The organism is Rhizobium terricola, assembly GCF_012927355.1.
GTDB classification, from domain to species: Bacteria; Pseudomonadota; Alphaproteobacteria; order Rhizobiales; family Rhizobiaceae; genus Allorhizobium; species Allorhizobium terricola.
This window is the reverse complement of the sequence record NZ_JABBGK010000002.1, coordinates 328,260-349,436: the sequence shown is the minus strand read 5'-3', so window position 1 is coordinate 349,436 and position 21,177 is coordinate 328,260. Positions and strand designations below refer to the sequence as shown.

The 21,177-nt window shown below is 62.6% G+C and carries 21 protein-coding genes and 1 tRNA gene; 17 read left to right on the top strand and 5 right to left on the bottom strand.

Annotation, left to right across the window (positions count from 1 at the left end; translation table 11 throughout):
- Nucleotides 1-37: 37 nt before the first annotated feature.
- On the bottom strand, nt 38-931 hold the full coding sequence (locus HHL25_RS11440; protein ID WP_169590469.1) for a LysR family transcriptional regulator: 894 nt from the start codon (nt 929-931) through the stop codon (nt 38-40).
- 131 nt (nt 932-1,062) lie between these two features.
- Between HHL25_RS11440 and HHL25_RS11435 the strand changes: the two genes are divergently transcribed.
- The 9 genes from HHL25_RS11435 to HHL25_RS11395 all read left to right on the top strand — a co-directional run bounded on the left by HHL25_RS11435 (nt 1,063) and on the right by HHL25_RS11395 (nt 9,090).
- Nucleotides 1,063-2,469: an MFS transporter gene (locus HHL25_RS11435; protein WP_169590466.1), complete on the top strand. Its 1,407-nt coding sequence runs from the start codon at nt 1,063-1,065 to the stop codon at nt 2,467-2,469.
- Nucleotides 2,470-2,519: 50 nt separating this feature from the next.
- Nucleotides 2,520-3,506: an aldo/keto reductase gene (locus HHL25_RS11430; protein ID WP_169590463.1), complete on the top strand. Its 987-nt coding sequence runs from the start codon at nt 2,520-2,522 to the stop codon at nt 3,504-3,506.
- 48 nt (nt 3,507-3,554) lie between these two features.
- Complete coding sequence (locus HHL25_RS11425) at nt 3,555-4,412, top strand: aldo/keto reductase (RefSeq protein WP_169590460.1); 858 nt, start codon at nt 3,555-3,557, stop codon at nt 4,410-4,412.
- A 311-nt stretch (nt 4,413-4,723) separates the two neighbouring features.
- Nucleotides 4,724-5,719, top strand: a complete 996-nt coding sequence (locus HHL25_RS11420; protein ID WP_246701782.1) for an alpha/beta hydrolase — start codon at nt 4,724-4,726, stop codon at nt 5,717-5,719.
- Nucleotides 5,720-5,766: 47 nt separating this feature from the next.
- Entirely contained in the window at nt 5,767-6,921 is a 1,155-nt protein-coding gene (locus tag HHL25_RS11415) for an aldo/keto reductase (RefSeq protein WP_169590457.1), read from the top strand.
- A gap of 749 nt (nt 6,922-7,670) precedes the next feature.
- A complete protein-coding gene (locus HHL25_RS11410) occupies nt 7,671-7,880 on the top strand; it encodes a cold-shock protein (protein ID WP_169590455.1) in 210 nt (69 codons plus the stop codon).
- A 130-nt stretch (nt 7,881-8,010) separates the two neighbouring features.
- A complete protein-coding gene (locus tag HHL25_RS11405) occupies nt 8,011-8,265 on the top strand; it encodes a hypothetical protein (RefSeq protein WP_169590452.1) in 255 nt (84 codons plus the stop codon).
- Between the two features lies 1 nt (nt 8,266).
- Complete coding sequence (locus tag HHL25_RS11400) at nt 8,267-8,647, top strand: DUF6481 family protein (RefSeq protein ID WP_169590450.1); 381 nt, start codon at nt 8,267-8,269, stop codon at nt 8,645-8,647.
- 167 nt (nt 8,648-8,814) lie between these two features.
- Entirely contained in the window at nt 8,815-9,090 is a 276-nt protein-coding gene (locus HHL25_RS11395; protein WP_169590448.1) for a hypothetical protein, read from the top strand.
- Nucleotides 9,091-9,515: 425 nt separating this feature from the next.
- Here HHL25_RS11395 and HHL25_RS11390 read toward each other — a convergent pair.
- A tRNA-Gln gene (locus HHL25_RS11390) sits at nt 9,516-9,589 on the bottom strand.
- Nucleotides 9,590-9,819: 230 nt separating this feature from the next.
- On the opposite strand from HHL25_RS11390, the gene HHL25_RS11385 reads away from it, so the two are divergent.
- The 3 genes from HHL25_RS11385 to HHL25_RS11375 are packed head-to-tail and all read left to right on the top strand — an operon-like array spanning nt 9,820 to nt 12,579.
- A complete protein-coding gene (locus HHL25_RS11385) occupies nt 9,820-11,412 on the top strand; it encodes a Ppx/GppA phosphatase family protein (RefSeq protein WP_169590446.1) in 1,593 nt (530 codons plus the stop codon).
- A 6-nt stretch (nt 11,413-11,418) separates the two neighbouring features.
- A complete protein-coding gene (locus tag HHL25_RS11380) occupies nt 11,419-12,156 on the top strand; it encodes an RlmE family RNA methyltransferase (RefSeq protein WP_169590443.1) in 738 nt (245 codons plus the stop codon).
- A gap of 39 nt (nt 12,157-12,195) precedes the next feature.
- A complete protein-coding gene (locus HHL25_RS11375; protein ID WP_169590441.1) occupies nt 12,196-12,579 on the top strand; it encodes a VOC family protein in 384 nt (127 codons plus the stop codon).
- Nucleotides 12,580-12,581: 2 nt separating this feature from the next.
- On the opposite strand, the gene HHL25_RS11370 is transcribed toward HHL25_RS11375, so the two are convergent.
- Entirely contained in the window at nt 12,582-13,991 is a 1,410-nt protein-coding gene (locus HHL25_RS11370) for a DHA2 family efflux MFS transporter permease subunit (protein ID WP_169590438.1), read from the bottom strand.
- A 215-nt stretch (nt 13,992-14,206) separates the two neighbouring features.
- On the opposite strand from HHL25_RS11370, the gene HHL25_RS11365 reads away from it, so the two are divergent.
- Entirely contained in the window at nt 14,207-15,190 is a 984-nt protein-coding gene (locus HHL25_RS11365; RefSeq protein WP_169590436.1) for an MBL fold metallo-hydrolase, read from the top strand.
- A 46-nt stretch (nt 15,191-15,236) separates the two neighbouring features.
- Here the strand turns inward: HHL25_RS11365 and HHL25_RS11360 are convergent, their stop codons facing one another.
- Complete coding sequence (locus HHL25_RS11360; protein WP_169590434.1) at nt 15,237-15,548, bottom strand: ATPase inhibitor subunit zeta; 312 nt, start codon at nt 15,546-15,548, stop codon at nt 15,237-15,239.
- A gap of 305 nt (nt 15,549-15,853) precedes the next feature.
- Here HHL25_RS11360 and guaB point away from each other — a divergent pair, with 305 nt between their 5' ends.
- From guaB to adhP, 4 genes are all read left to right on the top strand, one after another.
- The gene (gene guaB, locus HHL25_RS11355) at nt 15,854-17,344 is read left to right on the top strand and encodes an IMP dehydrogenase (protein WP_169590431.1); all 1,491 of its coding nucleotides are present in this window, start codon (nt 15,854-15,856) and stop codon (nt 17,342-17,344) included.
- Nucleotides 17,345-17,371: 27 nt separating this feature from the next.
- On the top strand, nt 17,372-17,929 hold the full coding sequence (locus HHL25_RS11350; protein ID WP_169590429.1) for a hypothetical protein: 558 nt from the start codon (nt 17,372-17,374) through the stop codon (nt 17,927-17,929).
- Between the two features lie 98 nt (nt 17,930-18,027).
- The gene (locus HHL25_RS11345; protein WP_169590427.1) at nt 18,028-18,903 is read left to right on the top strand and encodes a dienelactone hydrolase family protein; all 876 of its coding nucleotides are present in this window, start codon (nt 18,028-18,030) and stop codon (nt 18,901-18,903) included.
- Between the two features lie 202 nt (nt 18,904-19,105).
- Nucleotides 19,106-20,134 (top strand): alcohol dehydrogenase AdhP, encoded by a 1,029-nt coding sequence (gene adhP / locus HHL25_RS11340; protein WP_169590425.1) that lies wholly within the window; start codon nt 19,106-19,108, stop codon nt 20,132-20,134.
- 64 nt (nt 20,135-20,198) lie between these two features.
- On the opposite strand, the gene HHL25_RS11335 is transcribed toward adhP, so the two are convergent.
- The gene (locus HHL25_RS11335; RefSeq protein WP_169590423.1) at nt 20,199-21,146 is read right to left on the bottom strand and encodes a hydrogen peroxide-inducible genes activator; all 948 of its coding nucleotides are present in this window, start codon (nt 21,144-21,146) and stop codon (nt 20,199-20,201) included.
- Nucleotides 21,147-21,177 lie beyond the last annotated feature (31 nt).

The following is a 21,177-nucleotide window of genomic DNA, read 5'->3' as shown; positions in this document are numbered from 1 at the left end:
AGTCCAACTTATTAATCACAAACGGTTGATTAGCGCGTTATCCGCGATACCGGAGAGCTTCGACGACCAACGCAAAAGCCGGCGAGGTGTGTCTGCGGTTCGGGTAATAGAGGTGGTATCCGGAGAACGGCGCGCACCAGTCCTCGAGTACCCGCACCACCTCACCGCGCTCGATCAGACCGGAGACCTGATCCTCGGGCATGTATGCCAGGCCAAGTCCTCTTCTCACAGCGTCGAGGCGCATCGCGATGTTGTTGAACACCAGTTGCCCTTCCACCCTCACCTTCAGTTCATGTCCGTCCTTCTCGAACTCCCACGAAAGGATGTTGCCGTGCGTCGGCATCCTGATCTGAATGCAGTTGTGCCCCGTGAGGTCCTGAGGCACTTCGGGCCACGGGTTCTGTCGGAAATAGGAGGGTGCGCCGACGACAGCCATGCGCATTTCCGGGCCGATGCGAATTGCAATCATGTCCTTGGCCAGTTGCTCGCCCAGCCGCACGCCTGCGTCATAGCGCTCGGCCACGATGTCCGTGAGCCCATAATCGACCGTGATCTCGACCTTGACATCGGGATTGTCGGGCAGGAATTTTTCAAGCGCGGGTGCCAGCACCGAGATTGCGGCATGCTCGCCTGAGGTAATGCGGACGGTTCCGGCAGGCTTGTCACGCATTTCCGCAAGGGCCGCCAGTTCCGCCTGAATGTCTTCGAACCTCGGACCAGCTATCCTGAGGAGGCGTTCGCCTGCTGCTGTGGGAGACACGCGGCGCGTCGTTCTCGTTAGCAGCCGAAGCCCCAGTCTCTCTTCAAGCCCGCGAACGGTCTGGCTGAGTGCCGACTGCGACACTCCCAGTTTGACCGCCGCTTTCGTGAAGCTCTCCTCGCGCGCCACCATCACGAAGGCGACCAGGTCGTTGAAGTTCTCCTGCGGCATTCATTAGACACCCTTATAGCTTCATCCCGATTACTGCCCCTAATCCAAAGGGTCGGCAAGCGATATCTTGTTCGCATCGAAACAGGCACCGCCGTGGAGGAGGGCGGTGTCGACACTGAACGGAACTCGAAATGCCAATCGGCCCTGATGAAACAGCCTCCGCGAATAAGACGGCCATCCTCGCAATCATCCTGATCAGCTACGTGATGATCGTCCTCGACATCTCCATCGTGCTGACGGGGCTGCCACGCATTCATGCCGAACTCGGCTTCAGCGATGCGGGCCTTGCCTGGGTCTCCACTGCCTACACGCTGACCTTTGGCGGCTGCCTGCTGCTGGGAGCGCGTGCGGGCGATATTTTCGGGCGACGCCGGATGTTTCTTGTCGGCTTGACGATCTTCTCGCTTGCCTCGCTTGTGATCGGCGTATCGCAGACACCTGCGGTCATGATTGCTGCAAGAGCCCTGCAGGGGCTGGGCTCCGCTATTCTCGCCCCCTCGACGCTCGCTCTCTTGCAGACCAGTTTCGAACCGGGTCCGGAGCGGACGCGCGCCGTATCCTACTATGCTGCCGCGGCAGGCGTGTCGGCCGCGTTCGGCCTGGTGATCGGCGGACTTCTTGCCGACGGGTTATCCTGGCGCGTGGGGTTCTTCATCAACCTCCCCATCGGCATTGCAATGATGATGGCCGCGAAACGCTATGTTCGTGAAACGGAGAGAACCCCCGGCACCTTCGATATCGCAGGTGCGATCATATCGACGCTCGGTATTGTCGCGCTCGTCTACGGCGTCATCCGATCGGCGTCCAGCGGATGGTCGGATGTGGCGACCCAGGCTGGCGTCGGTTTTGGCATCGTCATGTTGATCCTGTTTGCTGTCGTGGAATCGCGTGCAAGCCAACCGATCATGCCGCTATCCCTGTTTGCCGACCGGGAACGGTCAGCCGCATACGCAGCCCGCGCCCTGTTTCTCGGCGCGAATGTCGGATTTTATTTCTTTGTTGCTCAGTTCCTTCAGAGCGTGGTGGGTCTGAGTTCCTCGCAAGCGGGCATCGCTTTTCTTCCGACGACGGTGGTGAACTTCATCATTGCCATGTCGGCACCACGTCTGATCGGGCGGTACGGCGCTGGCAAAGTGCTTGTCACCAGCGTTGTGACGGGTCTGATCGGCATGATCTGGCTGAGCTTTGCCATGCAGCAGGCATCACTTCTCACACTCGTCATTCCGATGATGCTGGTCGGAGCTGGCCAGGGTGGCGCACTCGGACCGCTGACGGCCTCCGGGATCGTCCGCGTGCCGTCGGAGCGTGCGGGAGCAGCGTCGGGTGTGGTCAATGTGGCCCACCAGCTTGGCAGTTCGCTCGGTCTCGGCGTCCTCGTCGCCGTCGCCGCAATCGGCTCGCAAGGCCTGCAGGGCACGGAACTTCTGGCCAGACGTGCCAGCGTGGCGATGGAAACCGGATCGATCCTCATCGCCCTGACCTTGATCCTCGCCGTCGTGTTCATGGCCCGCCCCCGTGCCCGCCTCCTGGAAAAGTAACCGTCGACGGCCTGAGAACAGCCGCAATGAAAACTCGGAAGGAAAGACAGATGGAAAAGCGCAGGCTTGGAAAACACCTCGAAGTTTCGGCTCTCGGCCTCGGCTGCATGGGACTGAGCCACGGCTATGGCGCGGCAACCGACACCGGCGAAGCAATCGCCCTCATCCGCGCTGCCCACGACCGTGGCGTCACCTTCTTCGACACCGCGCAGGTCTATGGGCCGTTCACCAATGAAGACGTCGTCGGTGAAGCCCTTCAGCCGATCCGCGACAAGGTCGTGATCGCCACCAAATTCGGCTTCGAGCTTCCGAGCGCCGATGGCGGCCAGCATTTGAACAGTCGCCCGGACTATATCCGCCAATCGGTCGAGGCCTCCCTGAAGCGGCTGCGCACCGAGGTGATCGATCTCGTTTATCAGCACCGCGTCGATCCGAACGTGCCTATCGAGGATGTCGCGGGAACCGTCAAGGACCTCGTCGCCGAGGGCAAGGTCAAGCACTTCGGCTTGTCCGAGGCGGGCGCGCAGACGATCCGCAAGGCGCATGCGGTCCAGCCCGTCGCCGCGCTGCAGAGCGAATATTCCCTGTTCTGGCGTGAGCCGGAGAAGGAAATCATTCCGACGCTTGAGGAACTGGGGATCGGCCTTGTCCCATTCAGCCCGCTCGGCAAGGGTTTTCTGACGGGCAAGATCGACGAGACGGCGACGTTCGGCCCCGGCGATTTCCGCAGCGTGGTTCCCCGCTTCCAGGCGGAAAACCTGAAGGCCAACCACGCTCTCGTTGCCGCGCTGACGCAGATCGCGGAAACCAAGGGTGTAACGCCGGCCCAGATCGCGCTCGCATGGCTGTTGGCGCAGAAGCCCTGGATCGTGCCGATCCCCGGCACCACCAAACTTCATCGCCTCGAAGAAAACCTCGGCGCGGCGGATGTCGAACTCTCCCCGGAGGACGCCACGGACATCGCCACAGCGCTCGCGAAGATCAACATCGTCGGCGACCGATACCCCGCCCACCTTCAGGCCCGTGTGGGCAAATGACAACTCGCGGTGAGCCGCAAGCTCCCGCCTCCATGAAAGGAAATAAACATGACCAGCACAGTTCCGACAGTAAAGCTCAACAACGGGGTCGAGATGCCGATCCTCGGCTTCGGTGTTTTCCAGGTGCCCGATCCCGCCGAGTGCGAGCGCAGCGTCCGCGACGCGATCGACGTCGGCTACCGCCTGCTCGATACCGCCACCTCCTATGGCAACGAAGAGGCCGTCGGCAACGCCATTCGCAATCACGGCATTCAGCGAAGTGAACTCTTCGTCACGACCAAACTCTGGATCGAAGACGTGACCTATGAAGGGGCGAAGGCCGCCTTCGAACGGTCCCTGAACAAGCTGCAGCTCGACTATCTCGACCTCTGGCTCATCCACCAGCCCTATGGCGACGTCTATGGCGCATGGCGTGCGATGGAAGAATTGTACAAGGCGGGTCGCATCCGCGCGATCGGTGTCAGCAACTTCTATCCCGACCGCCTGCTGGACTTCGTGCTTCACAACGAGATCGTGCCGGCCGTCAATCAGATCGAAATCCACCCGTTCCATCAGCAGGAGGACGCTCGGACGCTGCTTCAGGAATACAACGTTCAACCGGAAGCATGGGGTCCGTTTGCGGAAGGAAAGAACGGCCTGTTTTCGAACGAGCTCCTGCAGTCGATCGGCCAGAAACACGGCAAGAGCATAGCCCAGGTCGTGCTGCGCTGGCTGATCCAGCGCAACATCGTCGCCATCCCGAAGTCGGTGCGCAAGGAACGCATGGCCGAGAATTTTTCGGTCTTCGACTTTGAGCTTGATCAGGAAGACGTCGCAGCGATCGCGTCGCTTGACCAGAAATCCAGCAGCTTCTTCGACCATCGCGATCCGGCCATGGTGAAGTGGCTTGGCACGCGAAAGCTGTAGGCCGATCGCGTCGCGTATCGGCCTGTCGGCCTTTCGTTTTTGAACGCGATGCCGTTGGCCCGGCCTGGGACATTGAAGACGCCGGCGCCCCTCGGCGCCAACACCAGAGCGCCTGCACCTGGGCCCGCGGATCGTCTTGACCGCACCGATCGGCGGTGCCGCGATGCCTCGATCGCGACACCGAGAGCGTGAGCTTCCCACGACGGAACCGAGCAGCGCGTCGAGGTGTCGGACAATTTCGGGACGAGGTCTCCACCTGAGACAAGGATGATCGACATGGAAACCGAAGCTCGTTTGCGAGGAGGACGCCTTTGAACGGCCTCAAGACCATTCTTCTGGCTTCGTTGCCCTTCCTGTTCGGTCCCGCCGCAGGGATAACCGAATCGACGATTCCACAGTCAGAGCAAGCCCAGAGTACCGAGCGCCGGCTCCTATCCGCGACGAGCACGGTCGGTGACATCCTGCGCCATCCGGCATTCTCGGGATACGCCGATCGCGTCCTGCCTTGGGACGATCGTCCCTATGACGAGACAATGAAGCTGAGCGAAATCGGCAGGCTTCTTCCGTATCACAGTGCCGTCGAAACTGGCCCGGTGCTAGGCGGACTGAACCGGATGATCGAGGATGTCGCAGCGGGCCAGCAGGTATTTTACGACATCTATTTCGACGCCGACAAACGTGCAGACCCGAGCAAAGAGAACACGGGTCTGTTTTTCTTCCGCGGCCGGCCTGGTGCGCCCTTTGCGATCGTCTCCCCGGGCGGCGGATTTGCCTATGTCGGATCCGTCCACGAGGGGTTTCCCTATGCGGTCGAGATCAACCGACAGGGCTATAACGTCTTTGTCCTGAAATACCGTGTCGGCCAGGGCGGCAGGGTTGCAACGCAGGACCTCGCGGCCGCCATTTCCTATGTCTTCAGGAACAGCAGGACCCTTGATGTTGCGACCGAAGGCTATTCCGTCTGGGGCAGTTCCGCAGGCGCGCGCATGGCGGCGTTTATCGGATCGCACGGGGTCGCCGCATTCGGCGGGGATGCCCTACCCAGGCCTGCGGCGGTTGTCATGGCCTATACCGCGCATGCCGACCATTCCGACAGTGAACCGCCAACCTTTGCGGTCGTGGGGTTGGATGACGGGATCGCGCCTCCATCCTCCATGGAAAGCCGGATCGCCGAACTGAAGCGGCTCGGTTCCACCGTCGAATACAGAGAATTCCCGTTAGTCGGCCATGGTTTCGGCACGGGAGCAGGCACCAGCGCCGAAGGCTGGATCACCGAGGCCACGCGCTTCTGGGAACGGTCGCTCTGACCGCTGGACATTCCGATACGCTCACCACCAACGAAAGGAAAACGGATATGACCATGAAACATGGACCTGAGCTAAATCGGCGCGGATTGTTGCTCGCTGCTGGAGGTTTGGCTGCTGCGGCAACCGTCGACGTGGCAAATGCCCAGACAGCCACGCAGCCGACCGCTTCCACAGCGGCGTCCACATCGGCAATCGGACGGCGCAGGCTCGGCGCGCTGGAGGTTTCCAGTGTCGGCCTCGGCGTCCAGAACATGAGCCGCACCTACCAGCAGACGATCCCGACGCGAGCAGAGATGCACAACATCATCCGCGCCGCCTTCGACAACGGGCTGACCTTGTACGACGCCGCCGAAGCCTATGGTCCCCACGAAGTCGAGCGCATCCTTGGCGAAGGCGTCGAGCCGTTCCGCGACCAGATCGTCATCGCCACCAAATTCGGTTGGAACATCGATCTCGAGACGGGCGAGCGCAAGCCGGGCCTCAACAGCCGCCCGGAGCACATCAAACTGGTGGTCGAAGGTATGCTCAAGCGTCTGCGCACCGACCGCATCGATCTGCTCTATCAGCACCGTGTTGATCCGCAGGTTCCGATCGAGGATGTTGCGGGCGCGGTCAAGGACCTGATGGACGAGGGTAAGGTCCTTCATTGGGGCTTGTCGGAAATGGGCCTCGAAACGCTACGGCGCGCGCATGCGGTTCTGCCTATCACAGCGGTCCAAAGCGAATATTCCATGCTGTGGCGCGGTCCGGAGACCGGGGCAATTCCAGTCTGCGAGGAGCTTGGCCTTGGCTTCGTTCCCTGGAGCCCGCTCGGCGTCGGCTTCCTGAACGGCGCGATCGATGCGCGTACGCGCTTCGCCGAGGGAGACATCCGCGGCGTTGAGGGTCGCTTTGCACCGGAGAACCTGCCAAACAATCTGGCGCTGGTGGAACTGCTGAAGGTCTGGGCTGAACGCAAGCAGGCTCGTCTTGGTCAGATCGCCCTGGCTTGGCTGCTCGCCCAGAAACCGTTCATCGTTCCGATCCCCGGCACAACTCAGATGGCGCACATGATCGAGAACATCGGCGCGCCCGCGATCAGTTTTTCGTCTTCCGAAATCGTGGAACTGAACGCGGCAGTGGCCGCCATCGAGATCAAGGGGGAAAGACTTCCCGCCGCCGTCCAGGCGTTCTCGGATGTCGAGTCCCCCGTAAGATCCTGATCCTTGACAGGACGGCTGGCTGACCCCGGCCTTGAAGGGCGCTCGATCCAATCTGGCAAGCGTCCTTCTTGTTTCTGACGTCACTGTTCACTGAGACTGCAGAGCCAATGCATGCTGCCCATCAAGTATGCGTTGGCGGAGCCGAAGAGATTGCCTCCTGAGCCGCGATGCCGCCGCGTGACGCACGTCGCGTCGCAATGACCGCTTTGGGCCGAACTCAGGCAACAACCCGAGATGCTTAGATGTGCGCTCTTGCCTTTCGGCAACCCAACATCAGACAGTCCGTATCCGGCCCCAAAATGGCCATCGAGACAGCCAACGCCTGACTTGCTGAGGAGTTTTGTTTGAGCCGGCGTGCCAAATTCCGGGGGCGTCGGTTCGAATCCGTTCAAGGCGAAGACGACCGGCCATGCCCATGTGTGGCCGATGCCTATGGCAGGCTGTTACGAGCGCTTGGCCTGCAGGGGAGCCGGTGTGGTTCAGTCAGCGCGCCGGGGGGGCAGGCAGTCGCGGTGGTGAAAAGAACTCTGGGGTTGCAACCAGCTGCCGAATATTTCGGAAGTCGAAAACTAAAAGTTGACAATCCCTCCGCAAGAACTTATATGTCCATTATCGATATTTGCTTGCTTAGCTTTGGTTGTCGCGCATTTAGCACCGCGCCCTGAACGAACCTTTTCTTTCAAAAATCGCTATCACATCTGCAACGCAGCGTGCGTTGTGGTTCTCTTATTGCTATGAAAGGGTTCATCATGACCACTGGCACAGTTAAATGGTTCAATTCCACCAAGGGCTTCGGCTTCATTCAGCCTGACAATGGCGGCTCCGATGCGTTCGTCCACATCTCTGCCGTCGAGCGCGCCGGAATGCGCGAACTCGTGGAAGGCCAGAAGATCGGTTACGAGTTGGAGCGCGACAACAAGTCGGGCAAGATGTCGGCCTGCAACCTCCAGGCCGCCTGAATCATCCCGGTATCCGCTCTCCCTTGACCACGGATGTACTGGCACTGTCGAGAGTATGATACCAGCAAGGTCAGGCAGTTTGCCTGGCCTTTTTTGTTGCCGCTCTGCGGCGTCCCATCCGGAAAAATCCATGTCACAAACACCCAGCAAATCCCGCCAGAAGGCGGAGATTGCGTTTGCCGATGCGCAATCGCAATTCTTCGCCCGCAACAGTGCCGTAGAGGAACTCGATTCCCTCGTTCTGGCCCGCGAAGAAAAGACGCGGCGACTTCGTGAAGCCCGACTTGCGAAAGAATTGAAGGACCGCGAGACGGCGACCGCCTCTCTTCTCGCCAAACGGGCAGAGCGACCTGACCTCACTGCAACGCTATTTACAGGACAATGATTTGAAGAACGCCAGAACCAATGACCTTTCCGACCGTCGTACAGCGGCCGCGGAAGCCAAGGTCGCTCTCCTGAACGCCTATCGTACGGCAAAGGCTGTCGATGAACCCGCCAGATCGGCGAGACAAGCAGAACGCATGGCCGCCGCGGTTGCCAGGGAAGAGCGACGTCTAGAACGCGAACGGATCAAACGCGACGAGGCCGAGCGCCGGATGGCCGAGGCAATTGAGCGGGAGGCTGCCGCAGATGCGGCGGTACGCGCCGAAACAGAAGCGCGAGAGACCGTGGAAAAAAACCGTATTGCACGGGTGCTCGAGGACGAGGCCGCTCGCAAGGCTGAGCGTGATCGGCGCTATGCCAACCGTAAGGCCAGACGCGCCTAGCATTCGGGTTTTCGGACATTCGATCGAATCTGCGGGGCCTCGGGGCCCTGCGGCGTCTGGCGAAGACGGAGCCCTCCGGCCGTCTCCTCACGTGCAGTTGCAATCGGGCCCACAATCGCGGTGTAACCGCTGTCAAAGATCCGTTACATCGGAAGGAAACCCCATCGATGGCAGAAGACCCCGGCGAACTTCAGGCAATCAACACAGCCTGGCAGATCGCGATTCAGGAAATCCTGCGGATGGTACTCCGCGACATGTACCACGCAGGCGGAGAGGAAGCCTTCCGGGCGAATATCAAGCGTATCGAGGAGGCTGCGGTGGACAGCATCTATTCCGACCTGCGGCTACGTGGCACAAATGAATGGACCGAAGTGCTCGTAAAGGACAAGGCGAGCAATTTCGTCACGTCATTGCTGACGTCGTTTACATACGATCGCTCTTGACTAAAGGGTGAGACGACCGATCGACTCTGCCTCATGTCGTGATCGGAACGAGCGGCAAGCTTCGCCCAGCAAGGAAAGCGCCTTGGACGGCGGCAATGAGGTCGAAATCGGTCATGAAGGTCGCCCGCGCTTACGGCAGCTAGTTCTTCCAAACTCCGGGATCGGACAGTCAGGAAGCGGCCTTCGTGCCGTCGTTTGTCACAGACTTTGTGGAGCAATAAACAGGGTCCCCAGCCGTGTTTCCTAGCCGTGATCGAACACGGCCATGACGAATGCCCTGTCGTTCCCCTCAAGATTCGCCCATCGCGCAAATTTCGCGTGGGCATCACCTGTGGGCTACAGTTCTGGGCATCAGGTCGCCAATGACGCCAAAACGGTATCCCGCGCGACTGCAAAATCAAGGAATTAACGGCTTTTGGGAGAATTGGCTGGGGAACCTGGATTCGAACCAAGATTAACGGAGTCAGAGTCCGTCGTTCTACCGTTGAACTATTCCCCAGCAGGGGGTTACGAGCTTGCGTGACCCGTCGGTGAGGCGGGCTTATAAACAAAAGCCGGGCGATTGCAAATACCTGTTTTCAAAAAAAATCGCATGGCGGCGGCAGCGCGGCTGAAAGCGCCTGCTGCGCGAAGCGTGCCGCTTCCGGAGCCTTGTGGAAAAACAGTTTGGCGAATGGGCCTGGCGCTGTTATCATTTTCCCAACGAAAATCGAACATGGCGCCAGCGGCATGCCCAAGAGGCCTTGCGCGGTGCAACGGAAAAGTTCAGTGACAGACCCCGATCGCGGCCCGCGGCCGCCAAGCGAGGGACCGTCGACGGGTAAACGCAAAGGCGGGGGGTCCCGCCGGCGCGGCAAGGCCGGAAGGGGCGCTCCGAAGCATTCGGGCGTCGCCGCTTCGGCTTTGGAGGCGGTGGCTCTGGGGCCACAGGCGCCGCGACGCTCCGAAATCGACGAGGCCGAAGGTCCCGTCCGCAAGCGCAAGCGCCGGCGGCGGAACAAGGCAGCCCAGGTCCCAGCCGTTTCCAGTGAAATTGCACCTCCGCCACCGCGGACCGCGTCTCCGCAGCAGCCGGTTCCGCAGGCCGAGGACAAGCCGGGCAAGAAGCGTAAGCGCAACCGTTCGCGCCGCGGTCCCCAGGGACGTCCGCTTGCTCCTGCCGCGCCGCTTCCTGCAAGGCAGCCGGCCGCTGCCGTGCCGGTGGCACCTCCGTCCGGCCACAACACCCATCATGCGCAAGGCCCCCGTCGCGGGCCGGTGACGGCCGAACGGCCGCGTCCGCACGCCCCGGCGGAACAGTGGTCTGACGATCTCTATGCCGCGCTCGATCTCGGCACCAACAACTGCCGCCTGCTGATTGCGCAACCGACGCGCCCCGGCCAGTTCCGCGTGGTCGATGCCTTTTCGCGCATCGTGCGCCTCGGCGAGGGGCTGGGCGCCCATGGTCGGCTTTCCGCTGAAGCGATGGACCGTGCAGTCGAGGCGCTGCGCGTCTGCGCCGCCAAGCTGTCGGGCCGCCAGATCCGCCGCATGCGGCTGATCGCCACCGAGGCCTGCCGTGCTGCGGAGAATGGCGAGGAATTCCTGTCGCGCGTTACCGTCGAGACGGGGCTCGAACTCGAGATCATCAATCGCGAAACCGAGGCGCGGCTCGCCGTGTCCGGCTGCTCGTCGCTGGTCGGTCGCGAGGCCCGCTCGGTGGTGCTGTTCGATATCGGCGGCGGCTCTTCCGAAATCGCCGTGATCCGCATCGGCGACAACCGCTCCAGCCGGCTTGCCAACCACATCACCCACTGGACCTCGCTTCCGGTCGGCGTGGTCACGCTGTCCGAGCGCCATGGCGGCCGCGATGTGACGCCGGACGTCTTCGAAGCGATGATCGGCGAGGTCGAGGCCATGCTGTCGCGCTTCGAATGCCCGCCGCTTGCCGGACTGGATGGCCTTCCGCCTGAGGATTTTCATCTGATCGGCACATCCGGGACGGTGACGACGCTCGCCGGCGTGCATCTCGACCTGCCGCGCTACGATCGCCGCAAGGTCGACGGTCTCTGGCTCTCCGATGCCGAGGTGACTGCGATGCAGGCGAAGCTCCTTTCCTGGGATTATGCCGGCCGCGCCGCAAATCCCTGCATCGGCCCGGACCGTGCCGACCTCGTGCTGGCAGGCTGCGCCATTCTGGAGGCGATCCGCCGCCGTTGGCCGTCGAGCCGCATGCGCGTCGCCGATCGCGGCCTGCGCGAGGGGCTGTTGACCGACATGATGGCTGACGATGGCGTCTGGCGCAGGAACCGCCGCCGCCCGTCGCACGACAGGGAGCGCTGACGACGCATGACCAAGCCACCGATCGGCCGCAAGCTCGGCCAGAAGGTCAAGAAGGGCAAGCTGAAGGCGTCGTCGCGACGCTGGCTTGAACGCCATATCAACGATCCGTATGTCCAGCGCGCCAAGCTCGAGGGGTATCGCGCCCGCGCGGCGTTCAAGCTGCTCGAGATCGACGAGAAGCACCACATCCTCAAGGGCGCCCGGCGCATCATCGACCTCGGTGCCGCTCCGGGCAGCTGGTCGCAGATTGCCGCCAAGGTCACCAATTCGACGGACGAGGATGTCCGCGTCGCCGCGATCGACTTTCTCGAAATGGCCCCGCTGCCGGGCGTCAAGATCCTGCAGCTCGACTTCCTCGACCCGGCGGCCCCCGAGAAACTCATGGAGGCGATCGGCGGCACGCCTGACCTCGTCATTTCCGACATGGCGGCGCCGACCACCGGCCACCAGAAGACCGACCACCTGCGCACCATGCATCTTTGCGAAGTGGCGGCCCATTTTGCCGTCGAGGTGCTGGCCGAGGGCGGGCACTTCCTTGCCAAGACGTTCCAGGGCGGCACGGAGAAGGAACTGCTCAACATGCTGAAGCAGAATTTTCGCCAGGTGGTGCACATCAAGCCGGGGTCGTCGCGCGCCGAATCGGTCGAGATGTTTCTGCTGGCCAAGGGCTTCAAGGGCCGCCCCGCGGCTGCGGCCGGCGAGGCGGAAACCGACAACGACGAGGCCGGTGCCGAAGCCGAATAGGCCCGGACCAGAGGAACGGGCAGGGGAGGTCAGACCGCGATGCTGCTATACGTGACGGTCGGAACCAATGATCTGGCGCGCTCGATCGGATTTTACGACGCGGCCCTCTTGCCTCTGGGATTGAAGCGGCAGCGCACTGAACCGGTGGAAGCGGGCTATGGCGCAGACGATGACACGCGTTGCCGTTTCTGGGTGACGAAGCCTTTCGACGGTAATGCGGCGACCTTCGGCAATGGCTCGATGACCGCGCTCGAAGCGCCGAACCGCGCCGCGGTCGATGCCTTCTATCGCGCTGCCCTTGCCCATGGCGGATCGGACGAAGGTGCGCCGGGATTGCGGCCTTTTCATCAACACTTCTATGCGGCCTATGTCCGCGATCCGGATGGAAACAAGCTCTCGGCCGTGTGCGAGAGACCCGAATAGTCTCACTTCACGGTCATTTCCTCGGCAACCTCGCGCCGTCTGCCATGTCCGGAGACCGCGGCACCCGCATCGCGGGCCAGGCCGATGAAGGGCAGGACGGCGATCAGCGACAGGCCAGCCACCGCCGCGAAGGCGAGATGGAAGTCATCGAGGGCAAGCGGCCTGCCGTGATACGCGGTGCTGGCTTCGAGGATCGCGGCTGCTACCGCGACCCCGAGCGCCAGGCTGATCTGCTGCAGCACCGAACTCATCGACGTCGCCTGGCTCGCTTGCCGGTCGTCGATCTCGGCATAGGCGAGCGAATTGATGCCGGTGAAGAAGAAGGACCGGCAGAAACCCGCGGCAAGCAGGAAGCCCATGATCACCATGATCGGTGTGGCGGGCGAAAAGAATGCATTGGCAGCCGTGGTCGCCGCACCGGAGATCGCCGCGACGATCAGCACGCTGCGGAAACCGGCGGCGGCAAAGACCCGCCGCGCCAGAACCTTGGTGGTGATCGCTCCGATCGCCCCGATGAAGGTGGTGAGGCCTGATTGAAACGGCGACATGCCGAAGCCGAGCTGAAGCATGAGCGGCATCAGGAAGGGAATGGCGCCGGCCGCGATGCGGAAGATCGAGCCGCTGAGCGCCGAGGTGCGGAAGGCGGCATTGCGAAACAGCGAGAGATCGAGCAGCGGCGTCGGATGACGAAGGGCGTGAAGCAGGTAGAGCATGCCGGCGATCACCCCGATCACCGTCGCTCCGATCCCGGCCGCGACCGGTAGTGCCGGCAAGCTCATCACCGACAGGCCGAAGACCACGCCGGAGGCGGCGATCGCGCTGAGGAAGAAGCCCTTGAGGTCGATTGGCGGCGTCTCGACCGCCGGGACCTCGGGCAGGTAGATCGTCGACAGCCAGACGCCGGCAAAGCCGATCGGCACGTTGATCAGGAAGATCCAGTGCCAGCTGAAATAGGTGGTGATGAAACCGCCGACCGGCGGGCCGGTGAGCGGTCCGACGAGCGCCGGGATGGTGAGCAGTGCCATGGCCGAGACCAACTCGCTGCGCTTGGTCGTGCGCAACAGCACCAGTCGGCCGACCGGCGTCATCATCGCCCCGCCCATGCCCTGCAGGAAGCGGGCCGCGACGAAGGCAAGGAGGGAGCCGGAGACCGCGCAGAGGATCGAGCCGGCGACGAACACCAGGATGGCGATGCGGAAGATCTTCTTGGCACCGTAGCGGTCGGCCATCCAGCCCGAGACCGGAATGAAGATCGCGAGCGCCACCATGTAGGACGTGAGCGCCAGCTTGAGCGTGATAGGTCCGACGCCGAGGTCGGCGGCAATCGCCGGCAAGGCGGTCGAGATGACTGTCGAATCCATCTGCTCCATGAACAGTGCCACGGCGAGGATGAGGGGCGTGATGCGGTTCATCGGGGATGGCCTTGGGGGGACGGCGGGGGGCGATGGGGGCTTGCGCAAACGCGGAGAGCTTTAGATGCCGCGGCCGTCCCTGCCAATGCCTAGATATTGCGGTCTCAGCGGGATCACGACTTGGTGATGCGGGTTTCCTGCGGGCTGTCGGCTTCTATCTTTGCCTCGAACCCTCTCGGCCGAGAGGTTCAGGGACGGACAGAGGAGATTTCCAGATGGTGACGATCAACAGACGCATTCTCCTGGGCGGCGCGGGCCTGGCGCTTGCTGCCCCTTCGATCATGACAAGGGCCGCGCTGGCACAGGGCACCGATACCATGACGAGCATCGACCACGCCATGCCGCCCGAAACCCATCGGTTCAAGCTCGGTGCCTTCGAGGTGGTTGTCGTCAAGGACGGTGCGAGGCCCTCGGAAAAACCGGGCGAAACCTTCGGAACGGACCAGCCGCCGGAAGCCGTCGGTGAACTGCTCGAAGCAAACTTCCTGCCAGCGGACAAGTTCGTGAACAGCTTCGCGCCCGTGCTGGTCAATACCGGCTCCGAGGTGATCCTGTTCGACACGGGTCTTGGCGAGGGCGGGCGTGTCAACGGCATGGGGCGATTGATCGAAGGTTTGACCGCGGCAGGCTATACCCGCGAGGACGTCACGATCGTGGTCCTGACCCACATGCATGGTGACCATATCGGCGGCCTGATGGAGGGCGGAAAGCCGGCTTTTCCCAATGCGCGTTACGTGGCGGGCCAGGCGGAATACGACTTCTGGGTCGATCCGGCCCGCGCCGGCACACCGGCGGAAAACGGCCAGAAGGGTGTGCTTGCCAGCGTCAAGCCGCTCGCCGAGAAGACGACCTTCATCGGTGACGGAGCGGATGTCGTGAGCGGCGTGACCGCCATGGCGGCTTTCGGCCATTCTCCGGGCCACATGATCTACAGGCTGGAATCGGAAGGCCGCCAGCTCGTGCTTGCCGCGGATACCGCCAATCACTTCGTCCTGTCGCTGCAGCGTCCCGATTGGGAGGTGAAGTTCGACATGGACAAGGCGGCCGCCGCCGCGACCCGCCGCAAGGTGTTCGACATGATCGCCGCCGACAGGCTCGCCTTCCTCGGCTATCACATGCCGTTCCCGGCGGTCGGTTATGCGGAGAAGCTGGACACCGGCTATCGGTTCGTGCCGAAAGCCTACCAGTTCGATATCTGACGAAGATCAAAGGCCGCGGCTCCGCGCCGCGGCCCTGGCGGGTTGGTCAAGCGGACCGGCGGAGCTCGTCCGAAGCCTGGTCGAGAAACTCATCCATGCGTCGGCCTAGATCGGCTTCGGTGACGGTCACGCCGGCGAGAGCCAGATCGCGTTTCAGCCGGTCGAGAAGACGGTGCGGCTGAACCACCTGTTCTGCGGCAAGCGTCGAGGCATAGGCCTCGACCTCGTCGAGTCCCATGACATAACCGGCCCAGCGGCCGATCATTCGGTCGCGGCGCGCAAACGTCTTGAAGCGCAGCTCTTCCTGCCGGGCGTACTGGAATTCGAGAGCCTGGGCCCGTTGTTTCAATGCTGTCATGATAACCCCCATGTTTGTTGGTTTTTGGTTCCTTCCCCAAGGAACGCGAACACCATCGCATGGCGCTCTTTCAGGCTTCGTATGGGCCAATGCTAAAATTTGAATGATCTGTCGATTTTTGTGGGGGCCGCCGCATATTCGGTGCGCTGGAATTCAGGCAGGTCGTACAGGACGTTTTCTCTATTCCCTTCCTGTCATGAACGTGTTACCAGCCCTCGCCAACTTCCAAGCAATCTTGCAGGAGCAAGCGGGACGTATGATTCGTTCCCGAGCGTTTCCGGCATTCTCAAATGAAGGAATTGGCAATGGCACGCATCGTAATGTCGGCAACCGGAGCGGAAGCGCTCACCTTCGACGACGTCCTCCTGCAGCCCGGACATTCCGAGATCATGCCGGGTCAGACCAACATCTCCACCCGCATCGCAAAAGACATCGATCTTTCGCTCCCGATCCTGTCGTCCGCCATGGACACCGTGACGGAGAGCCGCCTGGCGATCGCCATGGCCCAGTCCGGCGGCATGGGCGTCATCCATCGCAACCTGACCCCGATCGAGCAGGCCGAGGAAGTCCGCCAGGTCAAGAAGTTCGAGAGCGGCATGGTCGTCAACCCGGTCACCATCGGGCCGGAAGCCACGCTTGCCGAAGCCAAGGCCCTGATGAGCGCCCACGGCATTTCCGGCATTCCGGTCGTTGAAGGGGCGAACCGCCCGGGCCGCCTCGTCGGCATCCTGACCAACCGCGACGTCCGCTTTGCCTCCGACCCCAGCCAGAAGATCTACGAACTGATGACCCGCGAGAACCTCGTGACGGTCAAGGACGGCGTCGACCAGCAGGAAGCCAAGCGCCTCTTGCATTCGCACCGCATCGAGAAGCTGCTCGTCGTCGACAATGACGGCCGTTGCGTCGGCCTGATCACCGTGAAGGACATCGAGAAGTCGCAGCTCAATCCGCATGCCGCCAAGGATGCCCAGGGCCGGCTGCGCGTCGCCGCCGCGATTTCGACCGGCGATGACGGCGTCGAGCGCGCCGAGCGCCTGATCGATGCCGGCGTCGACGTCATCGTCGTCGATACCGCCCATGGCCACAGCCAGAAGGTTCTCGATGCCGTCGCCCAAGTGAAGAAGATGTCGAACGCCGTTCGCATCATCGCCGGCAATGTCGCCACCGGTGAGGGGACCCTTGCCCTGATCGATGCCGGCGCTGACTGCGTGAAGGTCGGCATCGGCCCTGGCTCGATCTGCACCACCCGTATCGTTGCCGGCGTCGGCGTTCCGCAGCTCGCCGCCGTCATGGCCGCGGTCGAGGAAGCCAACAAGCATGGCATCCCGGTCATCGCCGACGGTGGCCTCAAGTTCTCCGGCGACGTTGCCAAGGCGATCGCCGCCGGCGCATCGGCCGTCATGGTTGGCTCGCTGCTGGCCGGCACGGATGAGAGCCCGGGCGAGGTCTATCTCTACCAGGGCCGTTCCTTCAAGGCTTATCGCGGCATGGGCTCCGTTGGCGCCATGGCGCGCGGCTCGGCCGACCGCTATTTCCAGGCCGAGGTCCGCGACACGCTGAAGCTCGTGCCGGAAGGCATCGAGGGCCAGGTTCCCTACAAGGGCCCGGTCTCGGCGGTCCTCCACCAGCTTGCCGGCGGCCTGAAGGCGGCCATGGGCTATGTCGGCGGCGTCGACATCAAGGATTTCCAGGAAAAGGCGACATTCGTGCGCATTTCCGGCGCCGGTCTTCGTGAAAGCCATCCGCATGGCGTGACCATCACCCGCGAAAGCCCGAACTATCCGGGCGGTGCGTGAGGACTGGCTGATGCGGCGGAGCGGCAGATGGGAACGAACAAGGTGATCCTGCTGCTGCTCGCCCTCTCGGGCGCCCTTCTCGCCTGGATGTTTTTCGGACTGGATCCGGAGTTCCAGCGCTTGAGCGGGGCAGGGAGCTTTCTCGATGCCCGGCTGTCCGGCTATGAGACCGATGCGGTGCTCGGTCTTCGGGCGGCGCTTGCCGATCCGGCGCGGGCCGATGCCCGCGACCTTCTCCAGCAGATGTATCTAGGCCCCGACCTCGTCCTGCCCTTGGTCCTGACGCTTTCGCTCTGCCTGCTCTTTCGCGGCTACGCCCCCGGCGCCGTGCTCTATGGCCGGCGCCTCGAGGTTCGCCAAGCCCGGCTGCTCTGCCTCTTGCCGATCGCCTACGGTCTTGTCGACTATGCCGAGAATGCGAGCTTTCTTTTCTACTTCCCGCCGGCGACGCCCGGACCGACGCTGTCGGCGCTGATCCCCGAGCTTCTTCCTTGGATGACGCGGGTGAAGCTCCTGTTCCTCGCCGTTTCCGTCATTGTGGTGCTGCGCCTCGCGCTGTTCAAACCGCCGGTCACGCGCGGGTAACGGACATTTGTTGTCGCGCCGTCGGCAAGCTGCCCTATCCTTCCAGAACGTTACCCCGCGCGTGGACGCGGCGGTCGTGTTCCGGAACGGAGGTCATCATGGAAACGCCGAAGATCACCCAGGCGATGATCAACGCCTATGACGAATATACCCACCTGACGCTCGATCGGCGTCGCTTCATGGAAAAGCTCACTTTGCTGGCGGGATCCGGCGCGGCTGCCGCCGCCATCGCGCCGATGCTGGCGGCCAGCGGCGCAAAGGCTGCCATGGTCGAGGAAATGGATGCGCGCCTGACGGCCGAGGACATCACGTATCCGGGCGCGGGCGGCGAGATGAAGGGCTATCTTGCCGTGCCGAAGGATGCGTCGGGAAAGCTGCCCGGCGTGATCGTCATCCACGAGAACCGCGGTCTCAACCCGCATATCCGCGACGTCGCCCGCCGCATGGCGCTGGAAGGTTTCGTCGCGCTGGCCTCGGACTTCCTCTCGCCGCAGGGCGGAACGCCCGAAAACGAGGACAAGGCGCGCGAAATGTTCTCGACCCTCGACATGGGTGCGACGGTCGCCAACGGCGAGGCGACCCGGGCCTTCCTCGCGGCCCATGACAAGGTCAACGGCAAGGTCGGTGCGATCGGCTTCTGCTGGGGCGGCGGCATGGTCAACCGGATGGCCGTTGCCTCTCCCGAACTCGGCGCGGGCGTTGCCTATTATGGTGCGCAGCCGCCGGCCGAAGACGTGCAGAAGATCAGGGCGCCGTTGATGCTGCACTATGCGGGCCTGGACGAACGGATCAATGCCGGGATCGGGGCTTATATGGCCGCGCTCGAAAAGAATGGCAAGACCTTCGAGATCTTCGTCTATGACGGCGTCAACCACGCCTTCAACAACGATACGTCGGCGGCGCGCTACGACAAGGCGGCAGCCGAACTTGCCTGGTCGCGCACGGTCGCATTCCTGAAGAAGAACCTGGCCTGATCGCAGGTTCTGACGTGACTGATTTTCGAGTGTCGCAGATTTGCGACGTTGCGAACGGCCCTTTCATGACAATCGAATGAAACTTTTCGGTGTTTGATATTGATCAAGTTGCGGGCCGGATGACGCGACTAGCCTTTTCCTCAACCGGCGCCTGCACGTGCCGGGTCATTCGTTTGGCTTCAACGATTTCAGGGAGAATGTCATGGCATCGACAATGAAGGCCGCCGTGGTGCGGGAGTTCGGCAAGCCGCTGGTGATCGAGGAAATGCCGATTCCGGATCCCGGTCCGGGCCAGATCCTCGTCAAGTACGAAGCCACCGGCGTCTGCCACACCGACCTGCACGCCGCCAACGGCGACTGGCCGGTCAAGCCCAATCCGCCGTTCATTCCGGGTCACGAGGGTGTCGGATACGTCGCCAAGCTTGGCGTTGGCGTTTCCCGCATCAAGGAAGGCGACCGTGTCGGCGTTCCGTGGCTGCACACCGCCTGCGGTTGCTGCTCGCCTTGCCGCACCGGCTGGGAGACGCTGTGTGGCAGCCAGCAGAACACCGGCTATTCGGTCAACGGCACCTTTGCCCAGTATGGCCTCGCCGATCCGGATTTCGTCGGCCGCCTGCCGGACAATCTCGAATTCGGTCCCGCCGCCCCCGTGCTCTGCGCCGGCGTCACCGTCTACAAGGGCCTGAAGGAAACCGAAGTGCGCCCCGGCGAATGGGTCGTCATCTCCGGCATCGGCGGCCTCGGCCACATGGCCGTGCAATACGCCAAGGCGATGGGCATGCACGTCGTTGCCGCCGACATCTTCGATGACAAGCTGAAGCTCGCCAAGGACCTCGGCGCCGACATCGTCGTCAACGGCACCGCCAAGGACGCCATCGAACAGGTGCAGAAGGCGACCGGTGGCGTGCATGGCGCCCTCGTTACCGCCGTGTCGCCCAAGGCCATGGAACAGGCCTATGGCTTCCTGCGCTCCAAGGGCACGATGGCACTGGTCGGGCTGCCCCCGGGCTTCATCTCGCTGCCGGTCTTCGAAACCGTCCTGAAGCGCATCACCGTGCGCGGCTCGATCGTCGGGACGCGCCAGGATCTCGAGGAATCGCTGGTCTTCGCCGGCGAGGGCAAGGTCGCCTCGCACTTCTCCTGGGACAAGATCGAAAACATCAACGACATCTTCCACCGCATGGAAGAAGGCAAGATCGACGGCCGCATCGTGCTTGATCTCAACGCCTGAGAGCGCTGAATGACAGAAGGGCTGGCGGCGCGCGATGGCGTGCCGCCGGCCTCTTTCTTTGCGTTCAGGCCTCGGCGCGTGCAGCTTCCGTCGCCGGCTCAGCAGTCGCCGCCAAATTCACCGTCTTCTGGCGGCTGGCGAGGATGGCCGTGGCCAGGGCCTCCATGTCGGCGCGGCGGGGGCTGGATCGGCGCCAGATGAGGCCGATTTCGCGCGAGGGCGGCGGATCCGCGAAGGGCACGATGCGGATCGATGTCCGTGCCGTTTCCGTTTCGATCGCCATTTCGGGGATCAGGGTAAGCCCCATGTCCTCGGAGACCATCTGCAAAAGCGTGGTCATTGAAGTCGCGCCGAAATTGACGAGGCTGCGCCGGCTCGCGGCCTTGCAGACCGAGAGCGCCTGCTCGCGCAGGCAATGGCCTTCCTCGAGCAGAAGCAGGCGATCCGGATCGACCTGCGTTTCGGTGAGTGGCGAGAGCAGCACCTCGGTGTCGTTGCTTGATGTCGCCATGTAGAACCGGTCGATGAACAGGCTGCGCGTCGCAACGTTGTCGGCCTCGATCGGCAGGGCGGCGATGATCGCGTCGAGCCGTCCTTCCCCGAGATCGGAAAGCAGACGATCAGTGATCGCCTCCTTGAGCTCCAGTTCGATCAGCGGATGCTCGCGCCGCAGATGCGGGATCAGTTTCGGCACGAGATAAGGCGCGACCGTCGGAATGATGCCTAGCCTCAGCAGGCCCTCCAGTGTTCCCGTCGAGTGGCGGGCGGCTTCTTCCAGCCGGTCGACCCCGGCGAGAACGGCACGCACATGGACCAGGAGTTCCCGGCCCTTGGCCGTCAGCAGCGTGTTGGATCGGGTTCGCTCGACCAGCCGGACACCAAGGTGTTTTTCCATCTCCATGATCTGCGCGGACAGCGCCGGTTGGCTGATATGCACCATTTCGGCAGCGCGGCCGAAGTGCAGCGTGGTGGCGAGCGCCTCGAAATAGCGCAGTTGACGGATGCTAATCATGATAAGTTTTTCCTATCAAAAATCACATTAA

Bases quoted from the DNA above. Each gene is read 5' to 3' on its own strand.
- HHL25_RS11405 (WP_169590452.1), top strand. From the start codon at position 8,011: ATGTCACAAACACCCAGCAAATCCCGCCAGAAGGCGGAGATTGCGTTT.
- adhP (WP_169590425.1), top strand. From the start codon at position 19,106: ATGGCATCGACAATGAAGGCCGCCGTGGTGCGGGAGTTCGGCAAGCCG.
- HHL25_RS11335 (WP_169590423.1), bottom strand. From the start codon at position 21,146: ATGATTAGCATCCGTCAACTGCGCTATTTCGAGGCGCTCGCCACCACG.
- HHL25_RS11375 (WP_169590441.1), top strand. From the start codon at position 12,196: ATGCTGCTATACGTGACGGTCGGAACCAATGATCTGGCGCGCTCGATC.
- HHL25_RS11360 (WP_169590434.1), bottom strand. From the start codon at position 15,548: ATGACAGCATTGAAACAACGGGCCCAGGCTCTCGAATTCCAGTACGCC.
- HHL25_RS11435 (WP_169590466.1), top strand. From the start codon at position 1,063: ATGCCAATCGGCCCTGATGAAACAGCCTCCGCGAATAAGACGGCCATC.
- HHL25_RS11415 (WP_169590457.1), top strand. From the start codon at position 5,767: ATGACCATGAAACATGGACCTGAGCTAAATCGGCGCGGATTGTTGCTC.
- HHL25_RS11380 (WP_169590443.1), top strand. From the start codon at position 11,419: ATGACCAAGCCACCGATCGGCCGCAAGCTCGGCCAGAAGGTCAAGAAG.
- HHL25_RS11365 (WP_169590436.1), top strand. From the start codon at position 14,207: ATGGTGACGATCAACAGACGCATTCTCCTGGGCGGCGCGGGCCTGGCG.
- HHL25_RS11395 (WP_169590448.1), top strand. From the start codon at position 8,815: ATGGCAGAAGACCCCGGCGAACTTCAGGCAATCAACACAGCCTGGCAG.
- HHL25_RS11440 (WP_169590469.1), bottom strand. From the start codon at position 931: ATGCCGCAGGAGAACTTCAACGACCTGGTCGCCTTCGTGATGGTGGCG.
- HHL25_RS11410 (WP_169590455.1), top strand. From the start codon at position 7,671: ATGACCACTGGCACAGTTAAATGGTTCAATTCCACCAAGGGCTTCGGC.
- HHL25_RS11385 (WP_169590446.1), top strand. From the start codon at position 9,820: ATGCCCAAGAGGCCTTGCGCGGTGCAACGGAAAAGTTCAGTGACAGAC.
- HHL25_RS11430 (WP_169590463.1), top strand. From the start codon at position 2,520: ATGGAAAAGCGCAGGCTTGGAAAACACCTCGAAGTTTCGGCTCTCGGC.
- guaB (WP_169590431.1), top strand. From the start codon at position 15,854: ATGGCACGCATCGTAATGTCGGCAACCGGAGCGGAAGCGCTCACCTTC.
- HHL25_RS11345 (WP_169590427.1), top strand. From the start codon at position 18,028: ATGGAAACGCCGAAGATCACCCAGGCGATGATCAACGCCTATGACGAA.
- HHL25_RS11425 (WP_169590460.1), top strand. From the start codon at position 3,555: ATGACCAGCACAGTTCCGACAGTAAAGCTCAACAACGGGGTCGAGATG.
- HHL25_RS11370 (WP_169590438.1), bottom strand. From the start codon at position 13,991: ATGAACCGCATCACGCCCCTCATCCTCGCCGTGGCACTGTTCATGGAG.
- HHL25_RS11350 (WP_169590429.1), top strand. From the start codon at position 17,372: ATGGGAACGAACAAGGTGATCCTGCTGCTGCTCGCCCTCTCGGGCGCC.